The sequence below is a fragment of the Spirosoma sordidisoli genome (genome assembly GCF_004138325.1).
In the GTDB taxonomy this organism is placed as follows: domain Bacteria; phylum Bacteroidota; class Bacteroidia; order Cytophagales; family Spirosomataceae; genus Spirosoma; species Spirosoma sordidisoli.
In genome coordinates this window covers 1510112-1534130 of record NZ_SBLB01000001.1, presented here as the reverse complement: position 1 = coordinate 1534130, position 24019 = coordinate 1510112, and the positions used below count along the sequence as shown (strand labels likewise).

The following is a 24019-nucleotide window of genomic DNA, read 5'->3' as shown; positions in this document are numbered from 1 at the left end:
TGTCGATCGATGGTTGCCAATCGGGCAAACGGAAATGTCTGTCCCAAATGGATGAGACAAAACTACCGGCGGGGCAGCCTGCGGAACTGGTACGAATTGACGGTTATCCGGTAAAAAAAGCGGTTTCTCCCAAAGCAGGCCCTGTTTTGCCGGGCCGGAGGAGCGGGTATGGTTCCTGGTCAGGCAGACGCGTTGTCGCTACTGACCAGCCGTGGTATTTATGATTTCATAGACTTACGGAACCGTTCCGACCGCTAGTATTTCGCTTTTTTATTCCGCTTCGACAGAGAAGCCTGAATAACCGCCCAGGCTTTAACCCGAAGTTGCTGGTGCAGCTCCCTGTCTCGGGGTACAAAGGTGGTGCTCCGCAGATTATTCTTTAACGATTTCGGTTCCCAGTAGATGGTATCGGATGTATCGGGAATGGACGTGTAGGGGAGTTGGTTTGTCATGATCGGTTGGTTTGATCGGTTGTAAAAGCCGGCGTCTGTTGAGACGAGTATGGCCAGTTTACAGGGGGCTCCTGATTCAGGAAGACCGTTGACTTTACGTCTCCGTAGCCACCAATTTTTCCCGCTGGTACAAGAAATTGTACGGGGGTTGATGACCTTGTGGCGTTCGCAAACGCCCGGACAGGTTCGTAAGAGCCGCTCTATGGAGTCGATCCTGTCCGTTAAAAAAATCAGCCTACGGGCTGTTAGCGAGCCCCTGTTCAGGAGGGGATAATAACCCGTAGGCCGGGATACTGAAGCGGGTTTATTTCCGGCCTTTCTTGGCCTTTGGAGAAAGATCCAACGGTGCGACAAGGGCATCGTTCTGGGCATACTTGGGCAGGACTGGGTGACCGGCTACTTTAGCAGGCTTGGTAGCCGCTTTCTTACTGTTTTTGTTGGTCTTTTCCTGATGAGCCATGATGATTGGTTTTCCTGTACAACACCGTGGGTCCGAAAACGCTTTATTTATTATGCATCAGCCGTGGTTGGCCCCAGGCATTACCCGGCCTCAGCCCTGTAGAGACTAATGCTAATGCGTAGCCGTCAGCGTTTGCTCCGACTGGACAGCAGCGCCTGAAACAGCCGACTGCCGGAGACTGGTTGCCCGTTTCAGCGGTTCCGGGGCGTCTTTAAAGTGATCATACCGGCCCAGCAGTTTTCCCAGCCGGTACGTAATGGGCATCAGAACGTGCCTGACTAACCAGGGAATCTCCGGCATGGCGTATTCGTCGGCGTATCGGGTTAGCAGATAGGCCGCGTCGAAGGCTTCCGGGCGAGCGTTACCCGATTTTTTCTGGGCGGCAAAAAGGGCCGATAAAAAAAAGACAATCGAGTGGGCAGGCTTGAGCCAGGCACTACAGTGCAGTGGGTCGGTACCCGCGTTCCAGAATCGATGCGGCACACCGCGTTTGAACACGATAGTCTCACCCGCCTGCGCATACTGCTCTTTCTGGCCGGCCAGTTGGTAGCCAATGGTTCCGCTAAGGACCGTAAAGCCTTCATCCTGTAGCCAGTGAACATGCATAGGTGGGCCGGAGCCCGGGGCTACAAAGTTCTCCCCAACCACGCGGTCGCCATCGGGTTCGGGAATGACCTGGTAAAAAATGAGCGTTTCGCCAGTACTGTTTTCAATGGAATGCGGGTAGGTGAATGGCATCGTAGTAGTCAGTTTCGGGTTGTGTTAGTGCTGGCAAAAGTCCGTTGCGGGCCGGTCGCTGGCAATGGCTGGTCGGCTGAAACGGAAAAAGATGCGCTTGAAGTGAGGTTATTCTATATGGATACAAGATGATGTGTACAAAAACAGTGCCGGGCCTGTAACGGGGTACGCCCGGAGGTAGTGAAGTACAGCCATAAACGGCGCTGGCCAGCCGCATGCCACCGGGCCGCGGTAGCTGACATACAGACCGGTAATACTGGCAGCGTTGGCACAGAGGTGTTACCTTGCAAGCTGAAAAAATACGGCCACCCGGTACTGTCCAGCTGGAATAACCGGTACGGGGGGGGCTGTCGTCACAGATACGCTATGCTTGTTCGCTTTGTCCGTATGACCTTTCGGGAAGAGGCCCTGCCCGATTTTCACGCCATCTTCGATCGGTCGAAACACCACATCCGGGCTTTTCCCGGCAACCGCCACCTCGAGCTCCTGCGCGACCCTGACCATCCCGCGGTGCGTATGACCTACAGCCTCTGGGACTCTGCCGATGCCCTGGAGGCCTACCGGCAGAGCGAGCTGTTCCGCACGACCTGGGCTGCTACCAAAGCCCTCTTCGCCGAAAAAGCGCTGGCCTTTTCGGGCGAAAAGCTGGAAGTACTGCCCTGACTATCCGGTGTTAAGTAAAAATACTTACCCGCTGTACTTTTGAGAATAACCAGCAGTTTACCAGCAGTTTATTCGTATGGCGGGGCACCCTTATTTGAGAACCATTGCTTTCCTGGCGGTTAGCCTGCTGCTCCTGATCAGGTCGGGACTGGCGCAGACAACCAGCCTGTCGGGCCGCGTAACCGATGCGGCTACCGGCAAGCCTCTGCCGTTTGCCAGTGTGTACCTGAACGCAACAACGCGCGGCACCACCACCGACGAGCAGGGGCGGTTCGATCTGCAGAACGTGCCGCTCGGTACCATTGAGGTCGTATCGTCGTTTCTGGGCTATCAGACGGCCCGGCAAACGCTGCGGCTCGATCAGCCCAGACCGGCTACCCTCGCCTTTGCGCTCACGCCCGACAGCCGGGTGCTGGCCGATGTAACGGTGCGGGCCAACCGCAAGGACCGGACCTGGGAGCGGCAGTTTCGCCAGTTTAGGCGGCAGCTTCTGGGCGATCCGTTCGGCAGCCAGTGCCAGATCACCAATAGCTTCGTGCTGTCGTTTACGGAAGAAAAAGGACACCTGATCGCTACCGCTACCGCACCGCTCATCATCGAGAACCAGGCGCTGGGCTACCGGCTCTATTACGACCTTCAGCGCTTCGACGGAAGTCTGGTCAAGGTGTATTATGCCGGCGCAAGCCGCTTCGAGCCGCTGACCCCCGCCGACGACCGACAGGCCGAGCGTTACCGCCGGAACCGGATGCAGGCTTACCTGGGGTCGCTGCGGCATCTGATGGCCAGCCTCATCAGCGGTACGCACGAACAGAACGACTTTCAGGTCTACTACGAAGATATTACCAAACCCATGGGCCCCATCAATGGGCAGCCGCTGCTGTACGAGGCCATACACAAATACAAACGGCTAACGCCCGTTACGGTGGCTACCCTGATTCAGCCCGGCAGGCTGCCGTTTGAACGGCGGCTGGAAACGGCCCGCCCGCTGGTCGTTTTTTATACGCGGGCTACCTCTACCTTTTCGCCCTATCGCGATGCCCGCTACGCCTACTCGCAGCTGACCCTGCCCCAGGGATGGAGCCAGCTGACGACCGATGGGCTGATCACCGTTCCCAATGGCCTGGAAGCCTCCGGCTCCCTCGCCGACGATCGGTTGTCGACCCAGATGCCCGCCGACTGGAAACCAACCGGCCTGCCGGGCCAAACCCAGCCAGGTGATGAAGCCAGCCAGACCTTTATCGCGCAGGGGAAGCTGCTGCCACCTGATCAGCGACTGGAGCGGATTGCCACCGACTTCACGAGCCACTATGCGCAGCTGGGTCCGACGACCTACGCCCACATCGACAAGCCGTTTTACCTGACTGGCGACCGCCTTTGGTTCAGCGTCTACCTGCTCGATACACCCACCCATCGACGCCCGGCCGGCGAAACAGCCGCTCAGGCCGATTTGCTGACCCCTTCCGGACAGCTCGTACAGCATCAGTGGCTCCACGTAGCCGAGGGCCGGGGCGTGGGTAACTTCCGGCTGTCGGATACGCTGGGGTCGGGCCTGTACCGGCTGCGCGTCTATACCGACGAAGATGACAGGCAGTTTCGGCCCGCCTTCGAGCGCTCGGTCGCTATTTATAATGCGCTCGACCGCTCGGCCGGACCCGCCCGGGGAACCCCGGTGGCAAAACAGGCAGCGGCCGAGCCCGCCAGAACCAGTGGACTGAGCCTAGCGGCCGATCTCAGTACCGATACCAGCCGACTCGCCATTACCATCGACGGGGGCGCGCAACAGCGGGCTGATTCGGTCTATCTCTTCGTTCAGCAACGCGGACAGCTTGTTTATCAGCAGAAAGTGCTGTTACAGGCCGGCCGTGCGCAGCTGAGCATACCCGTTCTTCGGTTGCCGCCGGGGCTGGTTCAGCTGCGGCTGTACAACGATGTGGCCCGCCTGCAGGCCGAACGGCTGGTCGTTGTGCCGGATCGGTTGCCGCCCGTGGCCGTGACCATGACGACCCCAAAAGCCCGCTACCAGCCCCGCGAGTCGGTTTCGCTCACCATTTCGCTCAACGACGGTGGTCGGCCGGCCGTAGCCGCTTTATCCGTGTCGATCACCGACGCCGACCAGGTTCCGCCCGATACCGCTGCCGACGATCTGCCCACCCATCTGTTTCTCACCGGTGAGCTGAGCGAACCCATCCGGCTGCCCAACGACTACCTGAAAACGAACCGGCCCGACCTGCGCCAGCGGCTCAGCCAGCAGCTGGCGCGGCAACAGTGGCGACGCATGGGGGGCATCCACGACGCCGGCTGGCTGGGCGGGGTATCGATAATGGGACAGGTGCTGAATGCGGCCGGTCTGCCGATACCCGATGCACAGCTGGTCGTGGCATCAACCAGTGCGGCCCAATATTTTGTCAACTCGGTGGGCGCCGATCAGCAGGGGCGTTTCCGGCTGGCGGGGCTGGCCGTTAGAGATACCCTGCCGGTACTGGTGCAGTTTACCGACCGGCAGTTCAAAAGTCTGCCCGTTACCGATACCCGGCTGGTACTACAGCGCCCCGGCATGATCTGGCCGCGAACCAGCGCCGATACGCTCGTCGACTGGGGACGGCTGTCGGCGGTACTGGCTGCGGCCCGGCTCCGGCAGGAGGCCGATCCGGGCCGGTATCGGCAGAAAGCAGCCCGTCAGCTGGCCGAGGTGAACGTAAGCGCGCGGAAGCAGGCCGACCCCCGCGATGCGGTTCGGGGCATGAGCTTGCACGGAAAAGCCGACGCTACCGTTACGTTTTCGGGCAATACTACCCAGTTTTCGAACCTGTACGAGATGATGCGCGGCCAGGTGTCGGGGGTGTCGGTCATGCAGCTGGCATCCAGCGAGTCGTCCAATGGGTATGCCGTTACGATACGGGGTATCAACAGCCTGCAGAGCAGTACGGAACCGCTCTATCTGATGGACGGCATGCCCATTACCGGCGACCCATCCACTGCGCTGTTTGGCTTCAGCCCGAACGATATTGAACGGATTGAGGTACTGAAAAACGCGGGGTCGGTAGGGATGTACGGGGTTCGGGGCGGCAACGGGGTCATTGCGTTCTACTCCAAACGAAGCGCTTCGGAACCCAGCGGGCCGGGTCGGCAAACGACCGCGCAATCGCTCCAGCTGATCGGCTACCCGTCTGTGCCGCCGGCGTTTACCGTGCCGCGTTACGAGGCTGGCGTCGCACCCGCCGAGGGTAGCCCCGTTGACCGGCGGGATGTGCTCTACTGGAAACCCATTGCCCAGACCGACAGCAACGGGCAAACGCGCCTGCTGTTCCCGCTCTCGGATGTGGTTCGAACGGTACGGGTAACGGTTCAGGGCATAACCCAGGACGGTCGGCCGGTAGCGGCTACGCAACTCATTCAGGTGCAGTAAGGTTAATTTGGGCTGGTTTTGGGTGCCGGGGTGGGTCGGGTTTGCCACGCCAGCCAGGCCACCAGCGCCAGGCAGATGGCGAACCAGCCAAACGGGAGCCGCAAATCGAGCAGCGACAACGCCCCGAAAACTACCGTAGTGCCAAAACTGGCCAGCCCCTGCAACGCCTGGTTGATGCCGAACACTTCGCCCCGGTCTTCGTCGGTTGTGCGCTGCGCCATCAGCCCTTCAATCAGGCCCTGAATGAGCGAAAGCGTCAGGCAGTCGATCGTGACGAGGATGTAGAGCCACAATACCGAATCGCCGATAAAGCCGTAGCCGGCCAGGACCGGTGCGCCCAGCACGGCAAACCAGATAATGCCCCGGCGCTGGTTGATGCGGTCGGCGAAGTAGGTGTAGAACACATAGTTGATCCCCACGCTCAGCGCGCCGAAATACATAAAGAAATAAGAAATTCCCTTGGCATCGAGCTGGAGGGCGCCGAAGCTGGCAAAGGTTACGAAATAGAAGTAGTAGCCCGTACTCATGGTGAGCGCCAGCTGCATCAGCACCAGCCGCTTGAGGCCGGGGTACTTCCGGTCTTTCTCCGTCAGCCGCGACCAGATGCGCCACACGTTGAGCGAGTTGATCAGTTCCGTTTTCAGGGCCTCGGTCGATACCCCCGATGGGTTGGTGTGGGTTTCGCGCAGGGTATAGCTGAGCAGCATATTCACCGCCGACAGAACGACCGCCATGATGACCACCACCCGCGCCTGATCACCTTCGACCACGTCGAAGCTGGTCAGCAGCAGACCCGACGCGGCCGGCCCGATCACGAACCCCAGCGACAGGATAGCTCCTTCGATGCCCAGATTCCGGAACAGCTCTTCTTTGGGCGAAATATCCGTAATGGCCGAGCGCACCGTGGCATACATACCGTTGGTCAGGCCGTCGCTGAACCGGTTGGCCAGCTGAGAACCCAGGGTGATGGGAATCAGCAGACAGTCGGCCAGAAACGTACCCACGGCCGACACGATAAAGATCGGCCGTCGTCCGTAGCCGTCGGATAGTTTGCCCAGCAGCGGGGCCGAAAAGAGCTGCACGCCCAGAAAGAGCGCCGTACCGAGCGCCAGCCAGAGCTGCGGCTGCGGGCGTCCTTTCACAAACTCGGGCAGCACCGGTCCGATTGCCGACCCGACCACCACGTCGATGAAAATAATCGCGTAAATATGAATGAGTCGGCGGTCGCGCACGGGAGGTGGGGTAGACATGCTGCAAAGTTACCCTACCATTCGTTCATAGACCTCGTCAAATTCGCAATGGCGGCTCTGTTTGTAGTGCTCAGCGTGGTATCGGTCGAGTTTGTCCAGGATCTGAACCAGCATGGTCTTCTCGCCTTCGGTCAGCGAACTGTAGGCCACATCGGCCACTTTGTTCATAACCGGGAAGCATTCCTGAATCAGCGCGATCCCCTTCGGCGTGATGCGCAGCCGCTTGGACCGCCGATCCTGCTCATCGGGAAACTCTTCGATCAGCTCCATGCGAATCAGCCGGTTGATGACGTCGATGCCCGAGGCAAATTCGGCCATCATTTCGTAAATCACTTCGCTTTTCTTGGGCGTGCCCATCTGAATGACCACCAGCAGATAGAGCGGGTCGTCGAGGCCTTTGATGGCCAGATCCTGCATGGCCTTTTTCGAGTAGAAATAAGCATACTTGGCCAGTCGCCCAACCAGCGCACCCAGCCTTGCTTCGGGCCTGACAGGAACCATCGTCCAGTCTATGTCGCCCGTCAGGCTCTCGGCCCAGTGCTGGTTAACCTCACCCTTTTCGTTTATAACCGGCTCAGCGGCTGCCATGACCGGTTTGCTGGCCTGCTCGGTCAGGTAATGCAGGCAGAAGCCCGCCAGATCAGCATTCGGGGTGTTGGCACTATAGGCCGCCCATTGGTTTACCAGCTCAACCAGATTCTGTTCTCCTCTATCCATTTTACTGTGCTTTCGTACAGATCAACACATTTTTTGGCGCAACTCATTACGAAACTAAACTTTTTTTTACGCAAGTCATAACATTAATTACGATTTCGTAGTAATATTGCTGTCGATATAGAAAATAAATTACGGTATAATAATAAAATGATCGTTTTAGTAGACCCCATCACGCACCGACGCTTATGATTGCAGAATTGAAAGGAGCTGGTAAAGAGTACAAAACCGGCGATCAGACTATTGTGGCGTTGCAGCCTGCCTCGCTCCGGCTCAACGAGGGCGAACTGCTGCTGATCATCGGGCCGTCCGGCTCGGGAAAAACAACGCTGTTGTCGCTGCTGGGCTGCGTCATCTACCCCAGCTACGGCGATCTGTGGGTCGACGGGAAGCATGTGAATCAGCTGAGTCAGAAGGCGCTGGCTACGTTGCGGCTCAACACCATTGGCTTCGTATTCCAGAACTTCAACCTGCTGGCCCCACTCACGGCCGAAGAGAACGTGATGATGCCGCTGCAGCTTCAGGGGGTGAACCGGACCGAAGCCCGCGACCGTACCGAACAGGCGCTCAGGACAGTAGGCATGCTTGATCGCCGGCTCAACCTGCCCCGCCAACTGTCGGGTGGGCAGCAGCAGCGCATCGCCATTGCCCGCGCGCTGGTAACCAACCCCAAGCTGGTTCTGTGTGACGAACCGACGGCCTCGCTCGATAAGGACTCGATTGGCGTCGTCATGCGCGAGCTGCGGACGCTGGCCGACGGGGGCAAGTCCGTAGCCGTCGTTACCCACGACCCGCGGCTGAAGCCCTACGCCCACCGCATTGTGGAAGTAGACAATGGGATAGTAACCGAAACCGATATAAACACCGCTGTATGATCACGTTTGAAACCCGCATTCATACCGTGCCCGGCCCCATGCAGGTGGTCGAGATTCCGGCCGACGTGGCCGAAGCCTGGCTGCCCGTAAACGGCAAACGCTGCCTGTACAAACTGTTCGACGGCGAGTTGTATCACGGCGGCTTCATCCACAATGGTCTTGGCGGCTATCAGCTGATCATCGGCAAGAAAGCCCGCGATGCGGCCGGTGTTTCGGCAGGAAGTGCGGTCACGATAACCCTGTCTCCCGATACGAGCCGGTATGGGTGCGATATGCCCGACGAACTGGCCGAAGTGCTGGCCACCGATCCCAAAGCGAACGACGTCTTTCACGCGTTAACGCCCGGCCGTCAGCGAAGTCTTATCTACCTGGTTACGGCGGTCAAATCGACAGACAAGCGCATCGACCGATCGCTGAAAATTGCCGAAGCGCTGCACCTAGGCCTTACCGATCCACGAAAAATTTTACCATCCAATCCATGAAAGCCCTATATATACTACTTACTCTTGTGTTGCTGAACGCCTGTTCGGATAACAAGCAAAAGACGTCTGAACAGCAGGCCGATTCGGTCCGAACGGTACAGGCGCCGAAACGCATCAGCGAAGTGATGGGCGTAGCGGTCATCGAACCGGCTGCCCGCATCAGCCAGCTCTCGGCCGAAACGGGGGGCGTTGTCCAGCGGGTCAACGTAACCATTGGCGAGCAGCTCCGGAAAGGGCAGGTGATCCTGACGATGGAGAACGCCCTGGAGTCGGCCCAGCTGCGACAGGCTGCGGTCAAGATCAACACCCAGCAGGACGCTATCGAAACCGCCCGTCAGCAGGTGCAGACGCTGCGGGTGCAGCTCCAGAAAGCCGAAGCCGACCTGATCCGCAGCGACAAGCTTTTTGCCGGTAATGCGCTGACCCGAAAAGAACTCGACGACGCCCGCTATGCGGTTCAGAACCTCCAGCAGCAGATCAAAGCATCAGAAGCGCAGGTGAAGCAGGCCCAGGGCCGGATCGGCGAACTCCGCGCCGACATCCGTTACGCGTCAACCGTGGCGGGCCTGAAGACCGTGAAGGCGCCGGTCGACGGAACGCTGCTGAGCCTCGACGCCAAGGTGGGGCAGTTTCTGGCTACGAACCAGTCGATCGGTGATTTTGCGCCCGCCGGTCCGCTGGTAGCCCTGACCGAAATCGATGAATTATTCGCGCTTCGGGTCAGGGTAGGGCAGAAAGCCTACATACGGCCCCAGGGCAGCAACGAGCAACTGTCTACGGGAACGGTGGTGCTGGCATCGCCTTACCTCCGCAAAAAATCGCTCTTCTCCGACAACGCATCGAACCTCGAAGACCGGCGCGTCCGCGAAGTGCGGGTACAGCTCGACAATCCGGCCAATGTGATTATCGGCGCGCGGGTCGAATGCATCATCCAGGTCGGCAACGGGCAGTAAGCCGTGCGGTTGCTTCTCCATCTTTTTTCTCTTTCTCATCATGTTTCGAACGGCATACAGATTCCTGAAATACGACAAGGCCAAGTCGATTGGGACCGTGGTTGGTATTACGCTGTCGGTGTTTCTGGTCGGTCAGCAGTCGGGGGTGTTCCTGTTCCTGACTAACTCGATCATCAACGTCGTGAACAGCAATAAGCAGTACATCTGGCTGGTTGACGAAAGCACCACCGACGCTAACAAGACGGTGCCGCTCGATGTTCGGATCGGTCGGCAGGTAACCAGCATCGCCGGGGTCAGGCGGGTGCATGAAGTGGTTATCTCGGCGGGTTCCGTCAAGCGGCTCAACGGCAAAACCGCCGGGCTGTCGCTCATTGGCGTGCAGGCCCCGACCTACGTTGGCCTATGGAACCTCGAACCGGGCGTGTCGCCCGCCCGGCTGCTCACCGATGGCGCGCTGTTTATGGACGTCTTTTCGGAGAACCTCGGCGATGTGAAAACAGGGGAGACGTTCGAGTTCAACGGTAAACGGGTTTATAAAGCAGGGCAGACCCGGGGTACGCAGGGCCTGGGTATCGATTACGCCTTCACGACGATTGAGCGGGCCCGTAGCCTGACCGGCTTCTCGCCCAACAAGGTAAGTTTCTTCCTGGTCGAGGCCCAGCCTGGTGCCGATCCGGCGGCCGTGGTCAAGCGCATCAACGGGTCGATAGCAGGTGTACGGGCCTGGACGGGCGACGCTTTTGCCGACAGCACCTTTACGCAGGCTGTGGTATCGGGTGGCTTTGCGGCTACGTTTGGTTTCCTGATCATATTCGCCATCATTGCGGGCTTCGTCATCATCGGCTTGACCCTGTACTCGGCTGCGAACGAGCGGATTCAGGACTATGGCACCCTCAAGGCCATCGGCGCGGCCAACGGCTACATAACCCGGCTTATTCTGCTCCAGGCGATGCTCATGGCCGTTATCGGCTACGCCATCGGGCGAATTTTTGTCGAAGGTTTCCGGCTGCTGCTTATGTCCATCGGCTCCAACTTCTCGTTCTCGGCCTGGCTCGAGGTTGGCTTCATCAGCATCACGCTCTTCATCGCCCTGGGCGGCAGCCTGTTCGCCATCCGGCGCATCACCTCGCTGGAGCCCGCATCTGTATTCAGACGATAAGTTTCATTGAGTGACTGAATGATGCGGTGTTTATGCACTCGATTGTTCAATTGCTCCTCCTCACGAATGCTCATGAAATCCATGTTTATACTGATTGGGCTACTGGTACTCAATCACTCATTCGCTCAGTCGCCCGCGAAGATTACGCTGCCCCAGGCGCTTCAACAGGCGCAGGCAAACCGGCTGGAGCTGGCAAACGAGCAGCTACAGACCCAGCTTACGGAAAGTGACGAAGCCCGCCGACGGGCCCGCTGGCAGCCGCAGGTCAGCGCCAGCGGTGATTTTCGGTGGAACACGCAGATTCAGCAGAGCGTGATCAAGAATGCACCGTTTGCCAATGGACAGGATCTGGTACTTCGGTTCGGCACCCGTGTCAATAACGTGCTGAACGTACAGGCCGAACAGAAAGTCTATGACGCCACGAGCCGTATCGATCGGCAGATCAACCAGTTGAATGCAGACGGTCAGCAGGCCCTGCTCGAAAAAGTGCGGGTCGACGTGCGCCAGCAGGTAACGGAAGCTTATTACCAGGCCGTATTCGATCGCGAAAAAATCCGGCTGTCGGAGCGGGCGCGGCTGCGGGCCCAGGGGTATCTCGACCAGGCTCGTACGCGGTTCGGGAGCGGTACCCTGCTCCAGACCGACCTCGATCGCTTTGCGCTCGACCTGAGCAACGCCGAACAAGCCTACCGCAACGACCAGCGCGACTACGCCCTGAGTCTGGAAACCCTTCGCTACCGGATCAGCAGCAGCCAGGCCGTAGAGCCCGCCGATTCGCTGACTGCGCTGTTTACCTCATTTCAGGCCCAGGAACCGGCTGGTGGAAACCGGGTGGAGCTAAAGCAGGAGGAGGTGAACCGGCAGGTAAACGAACTCAACCAGCGCCGGGAGCAGGCCCGGCTGGCACCGGTCGTGACGGCCTACGGTGCCTACTTCGCGCAGCAGTTTGCCGATGCGTTCAGTCCCTTTGCGGCTGGTACGTGGTTTCCGTACAACTACGTAGGAGTTCGGGTCAGCGTCCCTATCTTCGACGGGCGGCAAACGCGTATTAACCGACAGGATTACGTGCGCCGGGCGCAAATCAACCAGAATACGCTGCAACGACTCCGGAACGATTTCGACTACGAGACCCGATCGGCTCAGAACACCTTGGTAAAAGCCCGCGAAAACCTCGACGAGAGCCGTAAAAATATCGTTCAGGCGCAGCAGATCGTAGCCATCGACCGGGTTCGCTTCGACGCAGGCACGCTGCTGCTGGCCGATTTTCGTAACAGCGAGTACGCCCTGCAAACCGCCGAGAACAACTACCTCCGCGCCGTATATGACGTCCTGCGCGGCCAGCTACAGCTACGAAAAGCAACGGGAACCCTGTAGAGACGCGATCCCTCGCGTCTCCTGCGCGTCAGCAATTACACGTCTCTTACAAGACAGTACTATCAATAACCTTTACTAATTTGCTGACGCCTAGGAGACGCGAGGGATCGCGTCTCTACATATATAGATTCTCGAGGTTGTCGCGGTCCAGGTGCCAGGTCGAGGGGTTGGCTTCGATGTAATGGCGAATGCGATCCAGTTCGTTGGTGTTCCGGATCACCCGGTCATAATACCGAGGCTGCCAATCGAAGGGAATCTTGTTTCGGGTGGCAAACGTCTTGACGCCTGATTTAAAACCCCGGACTATGGAAGCCAGATTCTGGCGTTGCGGTCCGAACGTATTCGGTTGCCAGTCGGTGTAATCGGGTTTGCAGATCCACAAAACACCGTGTACATGATTCGGCATGAGCTGAAACGCATCCAGAAATACGTAGGGGTGATAGTGGGTGATGGCCAGCCAACCCTCAATAACCCGCTGGCCCAGCAGAGTCGGTTCTACGACGCATTCGCCCGCTGGGTTGACGCTCACTTCGCCCAGGCAGCAGGCTCTGTCGCGGGTGCAAACGGTGATGAAATACATACCGTTCGACCCATAATCGTAGCTGGCCAGGCGAGTTGACTCGATCCGGTGCCGTCCGCCAAACAGATTTTCCTGCATCGTTTATGGCTACAGACGGCATCCGACAAACTGGGTAACGCCCCCGGTAGAGACGCGACCGCCCGGCGGCCCGGCCCTCGCGTCAGCAACAATTTTGCGTCAGCAATATCAACATCCTTTACCGCGTGCTAACGGCAAAGGATTGCTGACGCACAGGAGACGCAAGGGCCGGGCCGCCGGGCGGTTGCTGACGCGAGTAAGACGCAAGGGATTGCTGATGCACAGGAGACGCAAGGGATTGCTGACGCACAGGAGACGCAAAGGGTTGCGTCTCTACGGGAGGGGCAGAACGTAATACTGGCAGTCGAAGGACTGGCCGAACTCGTGGATGCGTTTCTGATAGGTGGGCTGAAATCCGTGACGCTCGTAAAAACGCAGGAGGGCAGGACGGGTGGCGTCGGTTTCGAGCTGAATCTCGTAAATGTTGCGGGCCAGGCATTGCGACCGGCAAAAGTCCAGTATGGCAGTGAACAGATCCTGACCGGCAAACGGGCGTCGGATGGCCAGCTTATGAATGAAGCCCGCCGTGTTGTCGGGTACATCGGGGTAGTAGAGCGGGTCTTTCCATTGCAGTATAAACGTAGCCGCGGGCGTTTGGTCGACGTAAAGAACGTAACAATTATCTCGAGTGTACTCATCGACTAAGTTGTCTATGGTCAGCGTGTCTAACTGCCACATTTCCTGGCCCGTATCGATGATCCACTGGCCCACTTCGTGCAGGATGGCGAGAAAATCGTCAAGTCGGTCGTTGCGAAAGGTAATGGTCATAGTTGCAAGTTAAGGGCACTTTTTGTTGGTTGCCATATGGTTGATTACAATTCCAAAGACTGGCTTCATGCCATCTTTTCGATGCACAGGGGCGATACGGCCCGGAAGCTGGGTCCTACGCTCCTTGGTATGCTGGTGTACTGCAGCGCGGTGGCCTACTTTATCATCGAATACGTTCATCCCGGTCCCGAATCCGATCTGAAGAACATCGCGATCATGCACTCGCTATTGGGGTTCGTAATCTCGACCCTGCTGGTGTTCCGCACCAACACCGCTTATGACCGCTGGTGGGAAGGCCGTAAGGCCTGGGGGAGCCTGACCAACAACTCCCGGAACCTGGCCATCAAACTGGCGCATATCCTGGCCGAGCAGGCAGAAGACCGGCTCTTTTTCAAGGCTATGATTCCGAACTACGCCTACGCGCTGAAGAATCACCTGCGCGGCATAGCGCAACCCGAAGAGTGGGAAGCCTGCCCCGGCTTCGACCCGGCTACGGTCGACCCGAAGCGGCACCAGCCCAACCAGATCGCGACCCGGCTCTTCGGCAAAATGGACGAACTCTACCAGCGGGGGGTGTTACGCCCCGAACATCTGCTGGTGCTGAACGCTGAATTTCAGTCGTTTACCGACATCTGCGGCATCTGCGAACGGATCCATACGACGCCGATTCCGTACTCGTACTCCTCATTTCTGAAGAAGTTTGTCGCCTTGTACTGCCTCACCCTCCCCATCGGCTACGTGCTGTCGCTGCATTACTGGGTCATCCCGGTCGTACTGATCGTGTTTTACGTACTGACCAGTCTGGAACTGATCGCCGAAGAGATTGAGGACCCCTTTGGTACCGATGACAACGACCTGCCCACCGACCGGATGTCGGCCAATATCCGGCAGGCCGTTAAAGATTTGCTGTAAGCAGCAGCCCGTTTACTTGATCGATACCACTTCGCTCAGACTCGACACCCCGTTTTCGTTGAACGACTCGATCGCAAAGTAGTAGGGAACCCCCACGTTCAGCGCCCGCAGCTCGAAGGTCCCCGGCGCATCGTTCCAGAACTGGTAGGTCTGGTAAAGTTTATCGGGGGCAATGCCCCAGCGGATGTTGTAGCCGGTAGCATTGGCCACTTTTTTCCAGCTCAGGTCAACGTTGCGCTGATCGGTCTGGCGTTTGGCGGTCAGGGTCGTGGGGGCGGGTGCTTTTCCCAGTCCGTTGCCAAATACCCGGAACGCGTTAATGCTCAGATGTTTGCCCGCGGTGTATACGTGTTCGTACCGTACGTAGCGCGCCCGAACCGGCCTGCCGTCTGCCCGGGCAGGAATCTCTACATAGGCACAGGCGTGATCTTTTTTCGGCTCTTTGGTCAGGTCGGCCACCACCTCGAACTTCTTCCCATCGGTCGAGGTCAGAATCCTGAACTGGGTGTAGACCGTCGAGTCAGAATCGAAAATGGCGAGTTTGTAGTCGAAATAATTGACCTGTACGGCCCGGATGTCGTGCTCTGCTCCGAGGTCGGTTGTGAGCGTTTCGCCCGCCCGGTTTTGGCCGGCCACCCAGAACGTACGGGGATTTTCGTCGGCTACGCGATCAACGCTGACCGTATCGGCCGGACCGGTACCGAGCGTAGACGAGGCCGTAACGGGTTTTTTATAGTTGAGCAGCATCCAGCCCGTGAACAGGTCTTCGCGACCTGGCCCCGATCGGGTATCCAGTTTCTTGGTGGGCAGGAAGTGCGGATAGTCCCCAAAACGGGTGTCGGCGTAGAGCTGATCGTCCTTGTCGAAGCCCGCCGGGTTCATCACGATTCGGCGTTCCATACCCCAGTTGACCCCGATCCAGGTGGTTCCGGTATTCCAGTAGTTGCCATACACATCCTGAAAGGTGTTGCCGTGTCCACAGCCCGTTGCGAACCCGCCCGGTTTGTAGGCAATGGGGTTATACGGCGCGTATTCGAAGGGTCCCAGCGGACTTTTGCCCACGTAGGTGCCGTTGCCGTAGACGTTGTATTCGGTGCCGGGGGCGCCGTATTGCAGATAATATTTACCGTTGTGTTTGGTCATCCAGGCCCCCTCGACAAAGGGTTTGAACGGATCGGAATGGTTCGGGCCAAAGCGTTCCCAGCCGTGTTTGTAGGGGTCGAGCCAGAGCATCGCTTTGTACGCTTCGGCCGGGTTGTTTCCGGCGTAGGTCAGGTTGCGATTCTTGTCCAGCTCGGCGCCAAAAAGCGGATAAACGTTCGACGATCCCCAGTACATGTACCACTTATCGGTGTCCTCGTCGTGGAAAAGAGCCGGGTCCCAGGGGCCAATGTCTTTGGGCAGGCGTGGTAACCAGCGGTTATAGAATTTCAGTTTTCCTTTCTCGGGCTCGGTCGAGATAAAGATGGGCCGCTGCTCGAAGGTGCTCTGGAACAGATAAAGCGTATCGCGTACCGACAGCGCTGCGGGCGCGCACATATCTTCCATCGGCCACTTGTCGGGTACCACGTATTGCCAGTTCGAGAGATCTTTGGAGTGCCACCAGCCGCCCTGAATCGTGACAAACAGGTAGTACTCACCCTTGTGGTTGATGATGACCGGATCGGCTCCCGAGCGATACGATATTCGTTCGTTCAGCTGTTCGAAATTGTACCGGTAGCTGATATCCATTGGATTACAGTAGGTACGCGCCGATGAGCCGATGGGCCGGCTGGCTGGCGACTGGGCTACCGAAGGCCCCAGACTGACTATCACGATAAGCAGACATAAAAAAAGAGTACGCATACGGCCAGGGTTGTTTTAGGGCGTTAAAGATAGACGTCCTGCCGATAGCGTCAAACGGTTATTCCGACGGCTATCGTATTATTGCAGAAGCAACGGAATAGTTTATAGTATGCCCATCGATACAATTCTATGCTCGCTCAAACGCCCCAACCTCCTTATTACGCCGTCATTTTCAGCTCCCTTCGGACCAGTGAGACCGATGGGTACGGCGATACGGCAACTCGCATGGTTGAACTGGCCTACGAACAGCCGGGCTTCCTGGGGGTCGAGTCGGCCCGGCAGGAGGTAGGCATTACGGTCTCGTACTGGGATAGCCTGGACGCGATTCGTCAGTGGAAGCAACATGCCGAACACCGCCTGGCTCAGCAACAGGGTCGCCAGCGCTGGTATGAATCCTACACGGTTCGGATCTGTCGGGTAGAGCGGGCGTATGCATTCGATCGTCTGTGAACTTTTCTTATGTAACACTGTTACAGGATAAATATGTCACGTAAAGCGGAGTACCAGGAGTCGTTAAAGCAGGATATTCTTCATCAAACGCTAACATTGGCCAGCGAAGAAGGATGGCCGGGGGTTTCGACACGAAAGATTGCGGATCGGCTTCAGACCAGTACTACGGCTATTTACCATTATTTTGGTGGCAAAGATGCTATTCTGGTCGAGTTGCAGCGGGAAGGATTTCGCCAGCTGGCTGCTGTTCAGGAAGCGGCTCTGGCTACTCGTGACGGAAAACCGAAGAAACAGCTGAAAGCCGTGTCGCTGGCTATGTTACGGTTTGCGAAGGAAAACCCGGAGCGGTACGCCTTGATGTTCAATCTCAACGGCGCCGTTTGTCATGGCGATGCGTCGGAAGAAGCATTGGTGAGCATGCGGCAGGTTCAGTCGGTTGTAGAGCAGCTTACCGCCGATAACGTAGAATCAGTACTCATGCACTGGTTTGCCATGATGCAGGGGTTTGTGGCCCTGGCCCTGCACGATTGCCACGCTGATCGATTTGAACAGCTTGTCGACGAGGCCGTGAGCCGGTTTATAAAAGGCTTGTAGCCTTTTATTTTTTGCTTTATCTAAAACAGTGTTATAAAATATATCGATGATGTAGAATAGTTGTAGCGGAGCTCTGACCCCTGGCTGATCCTGCGTCGATAGTCGTTTGTCCTTTTACCCAAATACCCCAAATCCAGTATCCATCTCAAACCAATTTGTCCTATGGAATCTCAAGTGACTACCCCTGTTCGTGTACAAAAAGTCCTGTATCCAGCCCTGGCAGCTGGCCTGGTTGCAGCTGTGATAAACGCGGTTCTATTCTGGATTGGCTCGGCAACGGGGGCTGTTCCGGCTGATCTGATTATTCCTAATGCCGGGCAGCCGCTTACCATCGTGCCGGTCATTATCAGCTCTGTACTACCGGCTTTGGTGGCCGGACTCGTCTTTTTTCTCCTGATTCGGTTTACCCGAAACCCGCTCCGGATTTTCAACTGGGTAGCTGCTATCGTGCTGCTCCTGTCGTTTGCCTCACCGTTCTCCATTCCCAACGTGCCGGTCGGTATGGTGGTTGTACTGGAGCTGATGCACGTCGTTGTGGCCGGGTCGGTACTGATTGCGTTCAATAAATACGTAAAACGGTAGGTCGTCGCCCAATTAGAGCCCTATACCATTGGCGACCTGCTGTTCCAGAAATTCAAGGAGCGGGCGTTCGAACGGCGCAATGGCCTTGTAGGTCAGCATATCGCGGGGCGTTGTGCGGAGGGTGTTGAGCATCCGCCGGGCCCGATCGTATCGAAACGCTTCGTGGGCGAGCAGATTCTGGTAGGTGTGAATGCCGAACAGGATAGCTCCCGAGCGGGGTAGTTTCGTAAAGGTCTGGCGTTCTATCCGGATAAACAGCTGATCGCCAATGGTATCGGCGGCCATATCGGGCGCGCGCTGGCTGAGGTCGTCGTTGTAGGACGCTGAATACCGGGTCGAGAGATCCAGCTGGTCGGTGATCTTGAAGTTCCAGCTGGCCCGCCAGACGGGTCGGTGGGTTGGGATGCGTTCCAGGAGTTTCTGAGCCGCCTGCAGGGTCGGTTGTACCGCGTCCGGGGCGGGTTTGTGAATGCCTAGGAACGTCTGGCCAAACTTGTCGTCGAGGCACCAGCCGTTCGGGAAACAGAGCTGACCCGCTACCAGCGCGGCCCCTTCTTCGGCGCTCAGAATCAGCAGGTCTTCCTGTACCTGACGGCCAACCCAGTCGAGGGGGGCCAGCGGCAACGTATCGGGCTGACCAAAGGTGAAGTGCTGGTCTTCGTTCAGGAGGTGGTTTTGCCAGTGCCAGTCCGGGCCGTTTTGCGTGAGGCTGAAGTGGTCCGGGTAATGCGTGGCGGCCTCGGTCAGCAGTCGTTCCAGCACATCCCACTGCGCCTGTTCGGTACCGGGCCGCGCCTGGAAGTAATACCGGTGATCCTGAGTGAGTAGCGCTCGTTTTCGGGCAATTTCGGTCGGGTAATGTTCATCTACTTCAACCAGGGTTTCGTCGGGTCGCAGGAGAGCGGTACCCATACGATGGTCAAATTCATTGCCGAAGGGGAAGTAAGGTAGCATATACTCAGCCGGTTGGTCCGATAGGCTAAACTAACTGACTGCTACCTCTTTCCCTATACTATGTGGCAAATGGTCTGTTATTTAGAAATAAATACTACTAATCCATGAATTCGCCCTATTTTATTAGGATGGGTTCGCTTCGATGAGCGTTGGCTGGCTCCTCCGCTGTGTCGGACGGTAGCCGGGCCGCAAGTTTTTGGGCGACTGATGGATCGAGAAATTTAGATTTGTTTTTGAACGCGGACGCGTGGTCGCTTGGTTAGGAGGGCAAACGTCTTTTGTATGCGTGCCATTCAATTTACTCAGACCGGCGGACCGGACGTATTGACGCTGGTCGATCGGCCGACACCGACACCCGGCCCCGGCGAAGCGCTGATCCGGCTGACGGCTATTGGGATCAACTACATCGATACCTACCACCGCACCGGTCTGTATCCGGTGCCGCTGCCCTACATACCCGGTTCCGAAGGGGCGGGCGTGATCGAGGCCGTCGGCGAAGGCGTAACGGACTTGTCGGTCGGGCAGCGGGTAGCCTACAGCATGGCCCCCGGTTCGTATGCCGAATACGTGGTCGTTGCGGCCGATAAGCTTGTTCCCGTACCGGAAGAGATTACTGATCAGCAGGCCGCGGCTGTGCTCCTGCAGGGCATGACGGCGCACTACCTGGCCTTTACGACCTACCCGATCCGGCCGGGCGATACGGTGCTGGTACATGCGGGCGCCGGGGGCGTTGGCCTGTTGCTGACCCAGATTGCCCGGATGCGGGGCGCCCGCGTTATCACCACCGTATCGACTGAAGAAAAAGCCGAACTCTCACGCCAGAACGGAGCCGACGAAGTTATCTTATATACCCAGACCGACTTCACCGCCGAAGTACGTCGGTTAACGGGCGGGCAGGGCGTTCATGCGGTCTACGACTCGGTCGGGAAATCGACTTTTGAAGGCAGCCTCGATAGTCTGCGACCGCTGGGTACCATGGTATCGTTCGGGAACGCCAGCGGGGCCGTGCCACCGTTTGCGCCCGCTATCCTGAATACAAAAGGGTCGCTGATGTTCACCCGTCCCTCGCTGGGCCATTATATCCTGACCCGCGCGGCCCTGCTCGAACGGGCTACTGCCGTGCTGAACTGGGTGCGTTCGGGCCAGCTGAACGTGCGTATTCAGCCGCCCTACGCCCTGGCCGATGCCGCGCAGGCGCACCGTGACCTGGAAGGACGAGGCACCACCGGAAAGCTGCTGCTGCTGCCGTAAGGTTCTACTAACGGACTCATCGGGCATGGCCAGACGGATTGAAACCGGGGCGCTTGACGAGCCGAAACCAATTGTTTTTACTAACTAGAAAAGCCAATGATTGCTCAGGAAACGAAAATGCAGGTAGAGATCTGGTCGGATGTGATGTGCCCGTTCTGCTACATCGGCAAGCGAAAATTCGAAGCGGCCCTCGACCAGTTTGCTGATCGGGATTCGGTAGAAGTTGTCTGGAAAAGTTTTCAGCTCGACCCCGACCAGCCGACGCTTCCCGACAAAACGATTTATGAATACCTGGCCGAACGCAAGGGAATGTCGGTTGCGCAGGCTCGCCAAATGACGGCCCACGTCACCGACGTAGCCAGCCAGGTTGGGCTTACTTTCCACTTCGATCAATCGGTTACGGCCAACTCGTTCGATGCGCACCGGTTGCTGCACCTGGCCAAACAGCATGGCCGTCAGAACGAAGCCGAGGAGCGGCTATTTGCGGCTTATTTCACCGAGGGACGGAACATTGCCGATCGGGCTACCCTGATCGAGTTGGGCCAGGCCATTGGCCTCGACCCCGCCGAGGTGCGTTCAGTCCTGGAGAGCGACCAGCACACGGATGCCGTTCGGCACGACATCTACGAAGCCCGGCAGTTTGGCGTGCAGGGCGTGCCGTTTTTTGTCTTCGACCGGAAGTATGCCGTGTCGGGCGCGCAGCCAAGTCAAACGTTTCTGGAGGCTATCAAAACCTCCTTTGGCGAGTGGAAACAGGAAGCGGGCGCGTCGGCCCTGGCGGTGGCGCAGGGTCAGACCTGCACACCTGATGGCGATTGTCAGTAAGTGAATTGACTAGTCTCGCTGGTTATAGAACCTGTCGCCCCGTCGGGGCTTAGTGGTTGTTTGGGGAAGTCAGATTTTACACCCCCAGCCCCCTGAAGGGACGTTCGGCCGCTGCCGGAGGTAACCCCGCCGAATGGGCTCCCCCTTCAGGGGGCTGGGGGGTAAAAAGCCCTGTCCTTCGAGCCACTGGAAGCCCAAAATACCTGCTCTATACACCCGAACCCCGGCGGGGTGGGGCATTTGATTGCGTAAACATCGTGCATCAGCAGGTAATCGGGTCGTGACCGGGACTGGTAATGGCTTCGGTTTCCAGCGTGGCGTGACTGATGTTCTGATGCAACAATCGATGCCGGGCTTCTTCTTTCAGGGTAGTGATCTGTATATCGCTGAGGTCCGGTTCCAGAACCAGATGGGCAGTGAGGGCGTTTTCGGTCGTGCTCATCGCCCATACGTGCACATGGTGAACCGCATTGATACCCGGTACCGTCTGTAGATCGCGAACCACCTCGGCCAGATCGATCCCCGCCGGAACCCCGTCCAGCGAGAGCCGCAGACTTTCGGTCAGCAGCCGCCAGGTCGAGAGCAGAATGACCCCGGCTACGATAATGCCAATGACCGGATCGAGCCAGACCCAGCCCGTATAGCTGATCAGCACCCCCGCCACCACAACCCCCGCCGATACCAGCGCATCGGCCAGCAGGTGCAGGTAAGCCCCCCGAACGTTCAGATCGTGATCTTTATCCCGAAAAAATAACAGCGCCGATACCGTATTGACCACAATACCGACGCCCGCTACCCAGGCGACCGGTCCGCCCGCCACCGGTTCGGGCCGATAGAAACGGCCAATACTCTCCCAGAGAATAGCCCCGATCGTTACGAGCAGAATGACGGCGTTACCGAGCGATGCCAGCACCGTACTTTTCCGGAACCCGTAGGTGAAGTTGGTCGAGGTGCGCACCCGCGCCAGCCGAAACGCCAGCAGCGAGAGCAGTAACCCGGCTACGTCGCTGAGGTTATGACCCGCATCGGCAATGAGCGCTACCGAGTTGTAGTAGACCCCCAGGCTAAATTCAGCAACGACATAAACGGTATTGAGCACTGCGCCGACAATCAGCGCCCGGTTCACGTGCGTCAGCGTAACCGGCCCGTGCGAATGCCCCGCATGGCTGTGATCATGCGCTGGCCCGTGAGCGTGTGTATGTGGCATACCGAAATAACCATATCAGATCGGTAATAGCCAATATTTATTTATGCAACATTGTTGCATTTATGAAATCTGATCTTACTTTTGCCGGACTATGAGCACGACAAAAGAGATACAGGGGTCTGTTAGCCAGCACATAAGGGCCGATCGGCGGTTGCCGGTCACGGTACTGAGCGGCTTTCTGGGAGCGGGTAAAACAACGTTGCTGAACCACATTTTGCGGAATAAGCAGGGATTGCGGGTAGCGGTCATCGTGAACGACATGAGCGAGATCAACGTCGATGCCGAGCTGGTCAGGCAGGAAGGCGGACTGTCGCGTACGGAAGAGAAGCTGGTCGAGCTGTCGAACGGCTGTATTTGCTGTACACTGCGCGAAGACCTCATCGTTGAGGTCGAAAAGCTGGCCCGCGAAGGCCGGTTCGACTACCTGATCATCGAGTCGTCGGGAATTTCGGAGCCGCTGCCAGTGGCCCAGACGTTTACGTTCCAGTCGGCCGATGCAGAGACGGGCGGGGTAGACCTGTCTCGGTTCGCGCGGCTCGATACGCTGGTTACGGTGGTCGATGCGCTCAACTTTCCCAAGGATTTTGGCAGTATCGACACCGTACACGGCCGGGCGCTCAATGAAGACACCAGTGACACGCGCACCATCGTGAACCTGCTGACCGATCAGATTGAGTTTGCCGATGTGCTGATTCTGAACAAAACCGACCTGCTCAGCCGGCAGCAAACGGGCGAGCTGAAGGCCATACTGCACACGCTCAACCCCGGGGCCAGGCTGGTCGAGAGTCAGTTCAGCCGCGTCGATCTGACCGAGGTGCTCAACACCCGCCGTTTCGATTTCGACGTCGTCTCGCAGTCGGCCGGCTGGATTCAGGAGTTACAGAATCAGCAGGCCGGAAAAGCACACAAGCCCGAAACCGAGGAGTACGGCATTTCATCGTTTGTATTTCGCGACCGGCGGCCCTTCCATCCCGCCCGCTTCTGGGACTACCTGAGCGAAAATTTTCCGGCCGGGATTCTGCGGAGCAAAGGGTTGTTCTGGCTGGCGTCGCGCCCAGCCGACGCGCTGAATTTCAGTCAGGCTGGGGGCAGCCTGCGGGCCGAAGCGGCTGGGGTCTGGTGGGCCTCGATGCCGTTTCAGCAGCGGGTGCGTTACGGGTCGTTTCTGGACAATCAGTCGGAGATCGAAGCGCGCTGGCACAAACGGTTTGGCGATCGGCAAAACGAGCTGGTTATCATAGGGCAGGATCTGGATCAGCAGCAGATTACTGCCGAACTAAACGACTGCCTCTGTACCGAACTGGAGTTGAAACATATGGAATCAGGTGGCGCTTTCCGCGATCCGTTCCCGGTCTGGGAATAAGCAGGTGCGGAACGGATCGCGGTTCCGCTACCGAATCGACATTCTCGTTGCGGGTGGGTGAGTGGCTGAAGGCTTCACAGATGA

At 57.8% G+C, this 24019-nt stretch carries 24 protein-coding genes; 14 read left to right on the top strand and 10 right to left on the bottom strand.

All coding sequences use genetic code 11. From position 1 onward, the window contains the following. Positions 1–254: 254 nt before the first annotated feature. The 3 genes from EQG79_RS06580 to EQG79_RS06575 form a co-directional block, all read right to left on the bottom strand. A complete protein-coding gene (locus EQG79_RS06580; RefSeq protein ID WP_077920882.1) occupies positions 255–452 on the bottom strand; it encodes a hypothetical protein in 198 nt (65 codons plus the stop codon). 304 nt (positions 453–756) lie between these two features. Continuing rightward, a complete protein-coding gene (locus tag EQG79_RS30930; RefSeq protein ID WP_165358843.1) occupies positions 757–912 on the bottom strand; it encodes a hypothetical protein in 156 nt (51 codons plus the stop codon). Positions 913–1023: 111 nt separating this feature from the next. Next, positions 1024–1650, bottom strand: coding sequence for a cupin domain-containing protein (locus tag EQG79_RS06575; RefSeq protein ID WP_077920883.1), 627 nt, complete (start codon positions 1648–1650; stop codon positions 1024–1026). A gap of 366 nt (positions 1651–2016) precedes the next feature. Between EQG79_RS06575 and EQG79_RS06570 the strand changes: the two genes are divergently transcribed. Together EQG79_RS06570 and EQG79_RS06565 are read left to right on the top strand one after the other, a co-directional pair. Then, the gene (locus EQG79_RS06570) at positions 2017–2313 is read left to right on the top strand and encodes a putative quinol monooxygenase (RefSeq protein WP_077920884.1); all 297 of its coding nucleotides are present in this window, start codon (positions 2017–2019) and stop codon (positions 2311–2313) included. A 94-nt stretch (positions 2314–2407) separates the two neighbouring features. Continuing rightward, a complete protein-coding gene (locus EQG79_RS06565) occupies positions 2408–5719 on the top strand; it encodes a carboxypeptidase regulatory-like domain-containing protein (RefSeq protein ID WP_240699287.1) in 3312 nt (1103 codons plus the stop codon). Between the two features lie 2 nt (positions 5720–5721). Here the strand turns inward: EQG79_RS06565 and EQG79_RS06560 are convergent, their stop codons facing one another. Then, positions 5722–6969, bottom strand: coding sequence for an MFS transporter (locus EQG79_RS06560; protein WP_129600782.1), 1248 nt, complete (start codon positions 6967–6969; stop codon positions 5722–5724). Positions 6970–6978: 9 nt separating this feature from the next. Beyond that, positions 6979–7686: a MarR family winged helix-turn-helix transcriptional regulator gene (locus tag EQG79_RS06555; RefSeq protein ID WP_129600779.1), complete on the bottom strand. Its 708-nt coding sequence runs from the start codon at positions 7684–7686 to the stop codon at positions 6979–6981. A gap of 185 nt (positions 7687–7871) precedes the next feature. On the opposite strand from EQG79_RS06555, the gene EQG79_RS06550 reads away from it, so the two are divergent. The 5 genes from EQG79_RS06550 to EQG79_RS06530 all read left to right on the top strand — a co-directional run bounded on the left by EQG79_RS06550 (position 7872) and on the right by EQG79_RS06530 (position 12526). Continuing rightward, the gene (locus EQG79_RS06550) at positions 7872–8558 is read left to right on the top strand and encodes an ABC transporter ATP-binding protein (RefSeq protein WP_129600775.1); all 687 of its coding nucleotides are present in this window, start codon (positions 7872–7874) and stop codon (positions 8556–8558) included. Beyond that, on the top strand, positions 8555–9040 hold the full coding sequence (locus tag EQG79_RS06545; protein ID WP_129600772.1) for a YdeI/OmpD-associated family protein: 486 nt from the start codon (positions 8555–8557) through the stop codon (positions 9038–9040). The genes EQG79_RS06550 and EQG79_RS06545 overlap by 4 nt, the downstream gene beginning before the upstream one ends. Then, positions 9037–9993, top strand: coding sequence for an HlyD family secretion protein (locus EQG79_RS06540; protein ID WP_129600770.1), 957 nt, complete (start codon positions 9037–9039; stop codon positions 9991–9993). Before EQG79_RS06545 ends, EQG79_RS06540 begins: the two co-directional genes overlap by 4 nt. 40 nt (positions 9994–10033) lie before the next feature. Continuing rightward, positions 10034–11152: an ABC transporter permease gene (locus EQG79_RS06535; protein ID WP_129600768.1), complete on the top strand. Its 1119-nt coding sequence runs from the start codon at positions 10034–10036 to the stop codon at positions 11150–11152. Positions 11153–11224: 72 nt separating this feature from the next. Then, a complete protein-coding gene (locus EQG79_RS06530) occupies positions 11225–12526 on the top strand; it encodes a TolC family protein (RefSeq protein WP_240699286.1) in 1302 nt (433 codons plus the stop codon). 115 nt (positions 12527–12641) lie between these two features. Here EQG79_RS06530 and EQG79_RS06525 read toward each other — a convergent pair whose 3' ends face one another. After that, positions 12642–13184 (bottom strand): transposase, encoded by a 543-nt coding sequence (locus tag EQG79_RS06525; RefSeq protein WP_129600766.1) that lies wholly within the window; start codon positions 13182–13184, stop codon positions 12642–12644. Positions 13185–13457: 273 nt separating this feature from the next. Further along, positions 13458–13952 carry a GNAT family N-acetyltransferase gene (locus EQG79_RS06520; RefSeq protein ID WP_129600764.1) on the bottom strand — a complete coding sequence of 165 codons (495 nt, stop codon included), beginning with the start codon at positions 13950–13952 and terminating at the stop codon, positions 13458–13460. A gap of 36 nt (positions 13953–13988) precedes the next feature. On the opposite strand from EQG79_RS06520, the gene EQG79_RS06515 reads away from it, so the two are divergent. Continuing rightward, positions 13989–14864, top strand: a complete 876-nt coding sequence (locus tag EQG79_RS06515; protein ID WP_077923954.1) for a bestrophin family protein — start codon at positions 13989–13991, stop codon at positions 14862–14864. Between the two features lie 12 nt (positions 14865–14876). On the opposite strand, the gene EQG79_RS06510 is transcribed toward EQG79_RS06515, so the two are convergent. Further along, complete coding sequence (locus EQG79_RS06510) at positions 14877–16709, bottom strand: family 43 glycosylhydrolase (RefSeq protein ID WP_129600762.1); 1833 nt, start codon at positions 16707–16709, stop codon at positions 14877–14879. A 129-nt stretch (positions 16710–16838) separates the two neighbouring features. On the opposite strand from EQG79_RS06510, the gene EQG79_RS06505 reads away from it, so the two are divergent. The 3 genes from EQG79_RS06505 (at position 16839) to EQG79_RS06495 (ending at position 18335) form a co-directional block, all read left to right on the top strand. Then, a complete protein-coding gene (locus EQG79_RS06505; protein WP_129600760.1) occupies positions 16839–17159 on the top strand; it encodes an antibiotic biosynthesis monooxygenase family protein in 321 nt (106 codons plus the stop codon). Between the two features lie 33 nt (positions 17160–17192). Beyond that, on the top strand, positions 17193–17753 hold the full coding sequence (locus EQG79_RS06500; RefSeq protein WP_129600758.1) for a TetR/AcrR family transcriptional regulator: 561 nt from the start codon (positions 17193–17195) through the stop codon (positions 17751–17753). A 162-nt stretch (positions 17754–17915) separates the two neighbouring features. Further along, positions 17916–18335 (top strand): DUF6069 family protein, encoded by a 420-nt coding sequence (locus EQG79_RS06495; protein WP_129600756.1) that lies wholly within the window; start codon positions 17916–17918, stop codon positions 18333–18335. Between the two features lie 12 nt (positions 18336–18347). Here the strand turns inward: EQG79_RS06495 and EQG79_RS06490 are convergent, their stop codons facing one another. Further along, entirely contained in the window at positions 18348–19289 is a 942-nt protein-coding gene (locus EQG79_RS06490; RefSeq protein ID WP_129600754.1) for a heme-dependent oxidative N-demethylase family protein, read from the bottom strand. Positions 19290–19571: 282 nt separating this feature from the next. Here EQG79_RS06490 and EQG79_RS06485 point away from each other — a divergent pair, with 282 nt between their 5' ends. Both EQG79_RS06485 and EQG79_RS06480 read left to right on the top strand, forming a co-directional pair. Continuing rightward, positions 19572–20540, top strand: coding sequence for a quinone oxidoreductase family protein (locus EQG79_RS06485; protein WP_129600752.1), 969 nt, complete (start codon positions 19572–19574; stop codon positions 20538–20540). Positions 20541–20636: 96 nt separating this feature from the next. Next, positions 20637–21365, top strand: coding sequence for a DsbA family oxidoreductase (locus EQG79_RS06480; protein WP_240699285.1), 729 nt, complete (start codon positions 20637–20639; stop codon positions 21363–21365). 262 nt (positions 21366–21627) lie between these two features. Here EQG79_RS06480 and EQG79_RS06475 read toward each other — a convergent pair whose 3' ends face one another. Beyond that, positions 21628–22572, bottom strand: coding sequence for a cation diffusion facilitator family transporter (locus EQG79_RS06475; protein ID WP_129600750.1), 945 nt, complete (start codon positions 22570–22572; stop codon positions 21628–21630). 91 nt (positions 22573–22663) lie between these two features. Here EQG79_RS06475 and EQG79_RS06470 point away from each other — a divergent pair, with 91 nt between their 5' ends. Continuing rightward, a complete protein-coding gene (locus EQG79_RS06470) occupies positions 22664–23935 on the top strand; it encodes a GTP-binding protein (RefSeq protein WP_129600748.1) in 1272 nt (423 codons plus the stop codon). Positions 23936–24019: the final 84 nt, after the last annotated feature.